11 protein-coding genes and 1 pseudogene are annotated in these 11315 nt (G+C 43.6%); 3 read left to right on the forward strand and 9 right to left on the reverse strand.

The genetic code is table 11. The features are described 5' to 3' along the window. Window positions 1-178: 178 nt before the first annotated feature. From AB7E53_RS12700 to AB7E53_RS12720, 5 genes are all read right to left on the reverse strand, one after another. A complete protein-coding gene (locus AB7E53_RS12700; protein ID WP_446776045.1) occupies window positions 179-1516 on the reverse strand; it encodes a deoxyribodipyrimidine photo-lyase in 1338 nt (445 codons plus the stop codon). Between the two features lie 3 nt (window positions 1517-1519). Next, window positions 1520-2662: an iron-containing alcohol dehydrogenase gene (locus AB7E53_RS12705; protein WP_446776047.1), complete on the reverse strand. Its 1143-nt coding sequence runs from the start codon at window positions 2660-2662 to the stop codon at window positions 1520-1522. A gap of 22 nt (window positions 2663-2684) precedes the next feature. Further along, entirely contained in the window at window positions 2685-2894 is a 210-nt protein-coding gene (locus AB7E53_RS12710) for a response regulator (protein ID WP_446776049.1), read from the reverse strand. A gap of 6 nt (window positions 2895-2900) precedes the next feature. Beyond that, a complete protein-coding gene (locus tag AB7E53_RS12715) occupies window positions 2901-4748 on the reverse strand; it encodes a hybrid sensor histidine kinase/response regulator (RefSeq protein ID WP_446776050.1) in 1848 nt (615 codons plus the stop codon). 92 nt (window positions 4749-4840) lie between these two features. Continuing rightward, the gene (locus AB7E53_RS12720; protein ID WP_446776052.1) at window positions 4841-5641 is read right to left on the reverse strand and encodes an ADP-ribosylglycohydrolase family protein; all 801 of its coding nucleotides are present in this window, start codon (window positions 5639-5641) and stop codon (window positions 4841-4843) included. Between the two features lie 246 nt (window positions 5642-5887). On the opposite strand from AB7E53_RS12720, the gene AB7E53_RS12725 reads away from it, so the two are divergent. Genes AB7E53_RS12725 through hemH form a run of 3 tightly spaced genes read left to right on the forward strand, consistent with a single transcriptional unit; the run spans window position 5888 to window position 8970 of the window. Beyond that, complete coding sequence (locus AB7E53_RS12725) at window positions 5888-7147, forward strand: putative DNA modification/repair radical SAM protein (protein WP_079683904.1); 1260 nt, start codon at window positions 5888-5890, stop codon at window positions 7145-7147. Between the two features lie 3 nt (window positions 7148-7150). After that, on the forward strand, window positions 7151-7918 hold the full coding sequence (locus AB7E53_RS12730; RefSeq protein ID WP_446776054.1) for a TIGR03915 family putative DNA repair protein: 768 nt from the start codon (window positions 7151-7153) through the stop codon (window positions 7916-7918). 35 nt (window positions 7919-7953) lie between these two features. Further along, window positions 7954-8970, forward strand: coding sequence for a ferrochelatase (gene hemH / locus AB7E53_RS12735; RefSeq protein ID WP_446776056.1), 1017 nt, complete (start codon window positions 7954-7956; stop codon window positions 8968-8970). A gap of 22 nt (window positions 8971-8992) precedes the next feature. Here the strand turns inward: hemH and AB7E53_RS12740 are convergent, their stop codons facing one another. From AB7E53_RS12740 to AB7E53_RS12755, 4 genes and pseudogenes are all read right to left on the reverse strand, one after another. Next, complete coding sequence (locus AB7E53_RS12740; protein ID WP_079683901.1) at window positions 8993-9394, reverse strand: FKBP-type peptidyl-prolyl cis-trans isomerase; 402 nt, start codon at window positions 9392-9394, stop codon at window positions 8993-8995. Window positions 9395-9407: 13 nt separating this feature from the next. Then, window positions 9408-9773 carry a NifB/NifX family molybdenum-iron cluster-binding protein gene (locus AB7E53_RS12745; protein ID WP_371689714.1) on the reverse strand — a complete coding sequence of 122 codons (366 nt, stop codon included), beginning with the start codon at window positions 9771-9773 and terminating at the stop codon, window positions 9408-9410. A 193-nt stretch (window positions 9774-9966) separates the two neighbouring features. After that, window positions 9967-10641: an outer membrane beta-barrel protein gene (locus tag AB7E53_RS12750; RefSeq protein WP_446776058.1), complete on the reverse strand. Its 675-nt coding sequence runs from the start codon at window positions 10639-10641 to the stop codon at window positions 9967-9969. Window positions 10642-10947: 306 nt separating this feature from the next. After that, window positions 10948-11315: pseudogene (locus tag AB7E53_RS12755) on the reverse strand (hypothetical protein); the annotation flags it as partial.

Raw genomic sequence — 11315 nt, forward strand, 5'->3', positions numbered from 1 at the left:
TCCGATGATAAATCGGGTTATTAAAAACAACGGCTTTTATGAGTGGTATGGTATGGGAAATATACCCAGTGGTTCCGGTAATTTTAAAGGATCTGCCGGGGTACTGGCAAAAGCCATACATTTACTTCACGATTGGGCCGAAAAGAATAACAGGTAAGCAATGTTCCAGCCAAAGCTGTCAGCTCCACTTCCCGATGTAGGCTTTCATGTTGTATTTTCGGTATAATCCGGCTTCATTCATATACCGTACCATACCGAATACCGGTCTTTCCTGCCAGGGGCGATCGTGCAGGCCAAAGCACCATCCTATCCCGGTAAAAGAATTGGCGTCGCGACCATCCAAAAAGTAACGGTTGTTCAGATAGCTCATACGATGATAGGCCTCTTGGGGAGTGGCCGACCATTCTATCAGTTTCTTACCCCAATACATACGCATGGTGTTTTCCATAAAGCCGGTCTGTATCATTTCTCTCATAGCGGCATTCCAGGAAGCATCATGCGTTGCAGCCTCTTCTAACAGGTTGAGGTCGTAAACAAACGGACGCTTGTCCGGTTCATGTAGCCCCAGACTTTTACGACTCCATTCGGGTAATGAATTATAGGAATCGTAGTTCTTTGTAAACCAGATGTAATTATGAGCCAGCTCCCTGCGAACCACCAATTGTTCAATAAACGGAGCCGACACCGGATATGTCTCTACTGCCTTCCATATCTCCACGGGCGATATAAATCCGAAGTGCAAATAAGCACTCAACCTTGACGTGGCAACCAACGAAGGATCGTTCCGGTCATTATCGTACGAGGCAAGTTTATCCTTAACAAAAACATCAAGCAATCGGTTCGCCTCTCGTTCTCCCCCCTTCATCGCAACAGGAATCAACCACGCATCACTTCGCAGCTTCTCAAGTGTATTGGTCAGAATCCGTTCATTTAGAGCCGACATTTCCGGTGATGCCTCTCTACGGCACGTCAAGACAGGTATCTCATCTTCCGGCTCTGAAGTGAAGTAAGGTAGTTTATCCGTAATTTTAGGACGCAATGTCCTTGCCGCCCACTCCCCTTTATGAGAAGCAGATTCGACAGGCACAATCAGATTATCCTCCACCTCAATCACCTTACAGGGCGCATGTTCGCCAAGCCATCCCGACCAATCGCGCTGGATGCGCAGGTACCCTTTGTCGGTAACAACACAGGCAGCATTTGAAAGAGGCTCCAGGAAAGCCTCTTCCAACGTACCCGTTCTTATTTCAAATTCACAACCCAGGAGTGATACCCCGGAAGCAAAATCTTTTAACCCCTGAATAAGAAACTCGAAATGACGGTAGTTTGCCTCCGGGAAGGACGCATCCAGCCGAAACACGACCTTCAGGGGCAAGTTCAATTCGTTTGCCAAACAGATTGCATGAAACAATGCCTGATTATTTCTTATCCTGACCGAAGCCTGCATACGATAAAGCACATACCTACCCGGCAGATAAGTCCGGTTGTTCAACTCATGAATCCGTTCTTTTCTCATAGCTTACTTGCAGCTTATCAATATTTCGCGGGCAACCTGGGCTGTAACGTCACGGTCTTCGCCATAGGCAACATTCCGTTCTGTAAACCTACGTGTAATCTCGTCTATGGTCGTATCACCGATATTCTCCTCACTCAAGCGGGTATGCAGACCGAGACTACGGAAGAAATCTTCTGTTTTTTGGATAGCCAGGGCAACCCTTTCTTCGGTAGTTCCGCTGGTTATACCCCAGATACGTTCGCCGTATTGAAGAAGCTTACCCTGTTTCTTAGCCGCCAGCACACGTAATGTTCCAGGTAAAACAATCACCAATGTAGCACCGTGGGTAAGACCATGTAATGCCGTTAGTTCGTGACCTATCATATGGGTAGCCCAGTCGTTGTTAACCCCCATCGAGATAAAACCATTCAACGCCATGGTTGCACACAACATAAAGTCGGCCATCAAGTCGTAATTCGTCTTATTTTCCTTAATCTTTGGGGCAATCTCAATCAGAGACGCAAGAATACTCTCAGCCCAGCGATCCATCAGACGCGACTGTCCGGGCGAAGTCATATACTGTTCCATTACGTGCACAAACGTATCTGCAATACCACATGCAATCTGGAAATCGGGCAATGTAAACGTAACCTTCGGATCCAGGATTGAAAATACAGGATAATTACTGTAAAACGGATACTTTTCATGGGTTTCAATCCTTGAAATAACCGCCCCGCTGTTCATTTCGGAACCTGTAGCCGGCAGTGTAAGCACCGTCCCCATGGGCACCGATTCCGGATAATACCCTTTTTTAACCAGATCCCAGGCATCTCCGTCGTATAACAATCCCGAAGAGATCAGTTTCGTTCCGTCCAATACCGATCCACCACCAACGGCGAGCAAGAAATCAATCTGTTTCTCTTTACCCAATGCGATGGCTTTACGCAGGGTTTCGATCGTTGGATTCGCTTCAATACCCCAGAATTCGGTAACAATCCGACCTTCCAATGCCTTGATTACCTGATCGTACACACCATTCTTTTTCACGCTGCCACCACCAAAGGTTACCATAATCTTCTTTCCGGCAGGTATTTCCTTTGATAAAGAGGCAATCATTCCATCGCCAAAGATCAGGCGGGTAGGATTCTGAAAACTAAAATTATTCATATGCTTCGATTATATATTGTTTTTAATTGTGCAATATCGCATCCAATTTTTCCTTCAATGCAGAACAACGGATCGGCTTTATGAGGTAATCATTGAACCCACTATTCATTATCTCACGGATATTCTCTTCAAAGGCATAGGCAGTTACAGCAATCACAGGAAAATCGGGCGAAAGATCCCGTATACCCTTCAATGCCTCTATCCCATCCATTTCGGGCATTTTGATATCCATAAGAACCTATGCCGGGTGTTTCTCCTTAAAAAGAGTAACCGCCTCCAATCCATTTTTTGCATGTACCAACTCATACTCTTTACGAAGCATCGCCTCGATAAGCTTGTAATTGGGAAGCGTATCTTCAGCCACCAGCAATATCGGTTTATCAGAAAGTACATCCTTTTTAACTATAACCGGATTGGTTGCTTTTCGTTTAGCAGAAGATGTTTTACTCACTTTATACGGGATACTGAAACGAAAAACAGAACCCACACCCTCTTCCGATTCCGACTGAATGGTTCCTCCCAATCTCTCCACGACCGTTTTGGATATAAACAAACCCAATCCGGAGCCTTGAGCCACACTGTTCAGTTTCTTAAAACGTCCGAAAAGCTGGGATTGTTTATCTTTGGGTATTCCCATTCCCGTATCCTGAACAAAGAATTCCAGCATTCCGTCCCGGAGTATATAACCGATAGTAATCTTACCTTGTTCAGTAAACTTAGCGGCATTGGATAACAAATTAACAATCACCTGCATCAACCGGTTCCTTTCCGAATAGACTGTACAATCAGGCAATCCCAATTCAAGACAAACCTCAATATCCTTATCTTTCAATCTTAACTTCAGATCGGCAGTCAACTCCTTCAGAATGGCATTTACATCCACATCCGAATAGATAAAGTCAAGTCTATTGGATTCAATCTTCGAAATATCGATAATGTCATTAATAAGCTGCAGCAACAGGTTATTGCTGCCCTGGATAATGGAGGCAAATTCCTTTTTCTCTTCGACATCCTCAGTTTCGGCCAAAAGTTCTGAAAAACCAATAATAGAGTTCAGGGGAGTACGTATTTCGTGACTCATATTTGCCAGGAAGGCCGACTTTAACCGGTCGTTATTTTCGGCATATTTCTTATCCTCATCCGATTGCTTTTTCTGATTATACAATTCTGTACAGATCGCAATGATATTGGCCAAAGACAGCAGCCAAAGATAATCTTCGTTGGTCCACTTCCGGGGTACACACACCAGATCAATCCCCATATAGCCGATCATACGTTTTCCCGAATACATGGGAGCGAGCATCATGGAGCATATATCCTGACTTTCAAGCATGTTCCGTTCCACTTCTCCTTGTACAGGAATATCATCCAGCGAGTTCAATATTACCGGTCTGCCGGAGGTCAGTTCTTCATACAGCCACCTTGTATCTTTTGTCGGGATGTTCTGCAGCCAGTTTTTCTCGGACGAGATCCCTTCGGCTACCACCTCGTGGGTACAACTCTGCAGGGAAGCATCCTCATTAAATTGAAAAATATATACGCGGCTTCCATTAAAGTTATTAAGCACCTTCCTCATAATATCTTCCGTAACAGCCAACGGATCATGCTTTGTCAGAAAATTCTGCAAAGAAACCGAAAGGGAATTCAGCTGATTTATAAGACTGTTCATTTTATTCTCCAACTTCAACACCCTGTGTTCCGCATCCCTTTTATCAATGAGCTGAAGGTATCCGAAACATTTTACACTACCATCCTCCAAAACAGTCCGTCTTATCAGTCCGGTCCGGATCATTTTTCCGTTCAGTCCCGTAGCCACATATTTATTAAAATAGGTGGAGGGTAATAACAGCTCGTGAATTTCGTCGTTGAGAAGCGAGGCTATCAGATTCTGGAACAACACAATATAATCATCGTTAAAATAAGCCGATAGTTCCCTGAAGGTGATATACGGATTCTTTAGGCGGAATATCTTACACAGCAACTCCGAAAAATAACAGGATTTACCGGTAAGATTGGCCTCCCAATAACCGGCATTGAGTACAGCAAGTAAGTCATTAAGTCTATTTTCTTCTTCTATTTCAGACATAGTAAGGTATGTATGAGGTGTATCAAATTGAGTTTTCACAAAGATAAGAAAATCAAAACAACCATCAATAAAACAGAAAACATTTCGATTTCTTATCCATTCTGTTTCGGTTCTATAAATTCGGCATAGAATGCCTCAACAGTTTTCTTTATTTTTTCGGGCAGATAACTTAGCGCTTTTATTTTTATGCGCAACGGCAAACCGTAAAAAGCCTCGGCCACTCCCCCTGTTATACAGGCCAGTGTATCGGAATCTCCACCCAGGGATACAGCCAGACGAACCGCATCTTCATAATCTGAACTTTCCAGAAAAGCCACCAATGCCTCCGGAACAGTATGCTGGCAGGTTTCGTTAAACTGGTAATAGATGCGCAATTGTTTACAAGAATGGTTCAAATTGTATCCAAAGGATGATTCAATATAATATTTAATTTCTTGCTTCGTACGCCCCGTCCTCGCCAGGTATATAGCTGCTGCCACAGCCTGGGCACCCTTAATACCCTCCGGATGATTGTGGGTGATGCAGGCCGACTCGGTAGCCATGTTTATAGTTTCGCTTAAGGAATCAAAGCCCCAGCCGACGGGTGACACCCTCATGGCCGATCCATTTCCGAAACTATAATACGGTTCGGGAGCTTCGTCCCATATCCACCGAAAGAAACTTGCACCATAAGCACCTGTAGGATACGGAAAGCGGCGGCACCATCTTTGCATAACAGAAGCCAGACTAACCGGACCTTCCCTCCTTCTGATCAACCAATCGGCCACAGCAACAGTACATATAGTATCGTCTGTATAATCACAACCTTTTTCAAATAACTCGAAATCAGTTCCCTTGTGATTATTAAATTCAAACCGCGACCCCACGATATCGCCTGTAATTGCTCCTATCATGACTAATCAAACTTAATCCATTGATGCTAAATATGTTCAAACCTATACTTATATAAACAATTCATAAAAGAAAATAATGAAAAAAAGAGAGATAAAATTTAGTTTAGCGAAGGTATTTTTGCATTATTTCACTATAATTGGGCGGTATCGGCAGCAACATGTTCCCTGGTGAAGCATTCGGAAAGAAGAAAAATCCTTATTTTTGTAAGGTATACGGACAGACCATTTATATCCGTATCAATCTATATGGACGAAAGTGTAATTGACAAGCTTAAAATTCTGGCAGAATCAGCCAAGTACGATGTATCCTGCTCTTCAAGCGGCACCACCCGTTCCAACCAGAAAGGGGGGATAGGGAATGCGGCCGGATGGGGTATCTGCCATAGTTTTGCCGAAGACGGCCGATGCATTTCCCTGCTTAAGATTATGCTTACGAACCATTGCATCTACGATTGTGCCTACTGCATCAACCGGAGAAGCAACGACTTGAAGCGGGCTACTTTCTCCGTAACCGAACTGGTAAACCTCACCATCGAATTCTACCGGCGTAATTACATCGAAGGGCTTTTTCTAAGCTCCGGAGTGGTGCGCAATCCCGATTATACCATGGAGCGGCTGGTCCGTGTGGCAAAAGACCTCAGGTTGGTTCATCGCTTTAACGGCTACATCCACCTGAAGAGTATCCCCGGGGCCAGCAGGGAACTTGTAAACGAGGCCGGCCTGTATGCCGACCGCCTCAGCGTAAATATAGAAATACCCAACGAGAAGAGTCTGCAGTTACTTGCTCCCGAGAAGGACTTCCAGAGTGTATTCAAACCCATGAGCTATATCCAGCAAGGAGTTTTGGAAAGCGCCGAAGAGCGTAAAAAGTACAGATACGCCCCCCGTTTTGCTCCGGCCGGACAAAGCACCCAGATGATTGTAGGAGCTACTGCCGAAACCGACAAAGACATCCTGCAACTTTCATCGGCCTTATACCAGCGTCCGTCCATGAAAAGGGTCTATTATTCTGGCTACATTCCTGTAAATACCTACGATAACCGCTTACCTGTACTTAAACAGGCACCCCTTGTACGCGAGAACCGGTTGTATCAGGCCGACTGGTTGCTTCGGTTCTACCAATTCAAGGTAGACGAGATTGTTAATGACGCCTATCCGGATCTGGATCTGGAAGTAGACCCCAAGTTGTCCTGGGCATTGCGTAATCCACAGGCCTTTCCGGTAGATATCAACCGGGCCGACTATGAAATGTTGCTGCGTGTACCAGGTATTGGTGTAAAATCGGCTAAACTTATTCTGGTATCCCGCAGGTATGGCCGACTGGGAGCTTCGCAACTCAAGAAAATGGGTATCGTAATGAAAAAGGCACAGTATTTCATTACCTGCAACGAACTGCCCGTACGAACCATCAACGAGCTGTCGCCCCTTTCGGTACGCAGTTTACTATCCCGGAAACCAGGGAGGAAGGCAGACGACCGTCAGCAAGTAATCCAGTTCGAAGAGTAAGTTATGGTAGTCTACGTTTACGATAAAACATTCGACGGTCTGCTTACCGCTGTTTTCGATGCCTTTGCCCGCAAATCGTTTCCCGACTTATTGCTGGCTGAAGGCGAAGCTCTTCCATTGTTTTGCGATGAAGTTGTGACCATCTGCACAGACGATGCGAAGGTAGAGCGGGTATGGAAGGGATTACAAAAGAAACTTTCGGCCACTGCCCTTCATTGCCTTACTGTATGTTGGCTTTCCGAATTACCGGACGTGGACCTCCTGTTGTTTCGTTACATCAAAAAAGCATTTAACTCCCCGTCGTCTATCGAGCTGAACTTTGGCGACCCCGATGTATTGGAAGTATCTAAGGTATGGCGTAAAGTAAGTCAGGAGAAACACCGGATGATCGAATTTATTCGATTCCAGAAAGCAGAAGACAGCACCTTTTTCGGGGCAATGGAACCGCTGTATAATGTACTTCCACTGGTTGTTGGCCACTTTAAAGACCGTTTTGCCGATCAGAAGTGGCTTATCTACGATTTGAAGCGCGCCTACGGCTGCTACTACGACCTTCAGGAAGTTAGGGAAGTACGTTTCGACAGGATGGAAGAGCATCTTCTTTCGGGAATTCTGAACGACAAATTAATGGCAGAAGATGAAAAACTTTTTCAGAATCTTTGGAAAGCCTATTTTAAAGCCATCGCCATAAAGGAACGGATCAATCCAAAGCTTCACAAGCAGCATATGCCTGTAAGATTCTGGAAATACCTGACCGAAAAGCAAGGATAAAATAGTAACTTTGCATAAATCCCAACCGAATAATCATGCTAAAAGATAAAACAGCCCTATTGCTCGTAAACGTTGGCACCCCCAACAACCCCTCCGTACAAGCTGTGCGCCGCTACCTGTTTCAATTTCTGAACGATCCGCGGGTGATAGATCTGCCCTGGCTGGCAAGAAAGATACTGGTCAACCTCATCATCGTGCCCTTTCGTGCACCCAAATCGGCTAAACTCTATCAACGATTGTGGACCGACGAAGGATCTCCGTTGCTGATCAATACCCTCAGACTGCAGGAAAAACTACAAAAAAGTCTGGAGTGCCAAGCCGATGTGTTTGTGGGCATGCGTTATCAGGAGCCCTCTATCCGCAAGGCTGCCGAAAGCATTAAAGAAGGAGGTTACACCCGGTTAATCGTATTGCCGATGTTTCCCCAATATGCCTCATCAACCAGTGGTACAGCCTCGCAGGCCGTAATGGAAGAGATCGGAAAATGGAACACCATACCGCACGTGCATTTTATCAATCAGTTTTACAACCACCCGGCCTTTGTGGACGCATTTGCTCAACGTATAGCCACATACCAGCCAAGTACATACGACTTTGTACTATTCAGCTATCACGGACTGCCAAACAATCACAATGATAAAAGTCACCCGGGCATCCCTTCCGCCCAATGTGAATGCGAGAAGGCAATGCCTCCCCACGGACAATTCTGTTACAAGGCAGCCTGCTACGAAACCACCCGTCTGCTAGTTGAAAAACTAAACCTGCAGAGCGACAAGTTTACCACCGCATTTCAGTCACGTCTTTCCAGTAACTGGATGCAGCCTTTTACCGATAAAACATTGAACAAGCTTGCCCAAAAAGGAATAAAACGTCTGCTTGTGGTAGCTCCCTCATTTACGGCCGACTGTCTTGAAACAACCGACGAGATCGGACACGAATACAAAAATGAATTCATGGCTGCCGGAGGAGAACAGCTCACTTTGGTGGAGAGTCTGAATGACTCCGATCCTTGGGTGGATGCGCTTAAGCAAATTCTGGCATCCCACCTTTAAACATCCATTTAATACCTGCCGACTATTTAACGGCTAGCAACTCTACTTCAAAAATAAGGGTAGAATAGGGTTTGATAATTGGGTCCGGCATGGATCCATACCCCAGTTCGCAGGGAATATAAAGTATCCAGCGAGAACCGGCAGGCATCACTTTAAGAGCCTCCTGCCAACCCTTTATCACCTCATTTACACGGAAAGACTCCGGTCTGTTTCTCTTAAAAGAGTTATCAAACTCCTTACCGTTAATTAAGGTACCCTTATAATGTACCTGCACCATGCTTTTGGCGGTAGGGATTGTTCCTTTACCCTTTACCAACACTTTATATTGTACCCCGCAAGGCAGCACCTCGACACCCTCCTCCTTCAGATTTTCTTTCAGAAACAGGATATTCGCCTCTTTATATTCCTTATACTTTAAACTCATAGATAAATTATGATTAATGGTTGCAAGTATGCCCCTCCGCATGTGCATCGCAAGTATGACCGCCATCCTTCAAGTCGCCATCCAGATATCGGGTAACCAACTCGGTTACATCTCCTGTACAATTGCGGATAACAGAAATTCCATGCGTATTCAGTTTTTGGATAGCGCCATCGCCTATACCTCCGGCAATCATTAGCTTAACCCCCTCCTGCTCAAACACCTCGGCGATATTCGACTTACATCCACAACCTTGTGGTGAATCCATCTTTGTTACAGAGACAACCTGATTAGACGAAATCTCATAAATCTGATAAAAAGCACAATGTCCAAAGTGTGCATCTATCTGGTTATTATCCTTTACCGGCACTGCTATTTTCATACTTGTTACATTTAAATAATACTATAAAATTGTTCCTCCACAGATAAATGAAGGTCTTTTATGGCAGCAAAGATATAAATAGTTTTGAACACTTGTTCATATCACCCATATAAAAACATTCCCCGTCGTATCAATATACAACGGGGAACATCTTTTTAATGCTAATCCAAATATCAATTAAACAGGAATTTATTTAGAACTTATAGCCAATGCCGATTATAAGACTTCGGCTTTTTAAGGCATTGCCCATTTTTCCATAACCATTCCACACTTTATTGAATCCTAAATCATATGCTCCGTGGCATATAATATTACCGGCTTCTATATTTAATCCGGAACGTACTCCATAATCCCAACGTTCGAAGGCTGTTACAGTCGTTTTCGCCCAATCATTAAACTTTTCGTCATTAAATGGATTCCAGCTGTTATCTGCAAACCGGAAAACTTCTTCTGCTTCAAAATTTATGGATTTAATCTCACTATGACCATGTAAACCATACGAAACAAAAATACCTACATTAGGAATTAGTCTGATATTGTTCCCAATAGGAATTTTATATCCTAAAGATAGTGGAAGTTCCAGATATGATAGTTGGACATCGAACATTTTCAACTGCTGAGAATAGTTCAAGTCGCTCCACAATCCGTTAACACCTTTAACCACATATCCCAGTCCGCTTAAAAGAGTTAAGTCTTCATTTAACTCGTAATTACATAGCACACCAATCTGTATACCTGTTTTACTTTTAGCAAAATTTTCAGAAAGGGTTGATGAAGTTATAGATGCATTAACTCCAAACGAAACTTGGCCGTGGCATAAAATACTAAAGAAACATCCTAAAATTACACATAATATACTTTTTCTCATTGTTAGAAGATTTAGTGTTTAGTGATCAACATCTTACATAATCCTTATGTTAGCAAAGAACGAGTTTTTTATATTATAGCGCAAACTTATTCAGTTATTATTAATTAATAAAATACAAATATAGCTAATTAATAATTCAACGAATTCCGACTAATAACAAAGTTTTTTGAAGCTAAATAGGCAAACTAACATCATAAAAGATAAAAACAAATTACTACATCCCATTTTGGGGAATAAAAAAGGGTAGTCAAAATCTTGACTTACCCTTTTTGTTATTACGAGAAGGAAATATAGCGTCCTTCTTTATTATCTACGTTTTACTTGGGTACGTCCTGATTCCGTAGAAGTTTTGCTTTCGGTGCTTTTCGTTTCTGTATTACTACGAGAACTGTTACTTACACTGCTGCGTGAACTACGACTGCTATTATTTGATTCGCTACGGGTAACGTTCTGTTCTTCTTTCCTCATTTGACGTTCTACCTTTACAGGCTGACCAATCTGACGTCCGTAATAATTGGTACGTTGCGAATCCTTAACAGCTTCCGATGCATTATTTTGTCTGTTCTGATTCTCATTAGATCTGTTTACAGAACCTGAACGATCATTGTTATTGCTCCGGTTGTTTGAATTAGAACGATTCGTTTCGCTTGCACCTCCTACATTAGAACGATCCG

It is taken from the genome of Macellibacteroides sp., assembly GCF_050251695.1.
In the GTDB taxonomy this organism is placed as follows: domain Bacteria; phylum Bacteroidota; class Bacteroidia; order Bacteroidales; family Tannerellaceae; genus Macellibacteroides; species Macellibacteroides fermentans.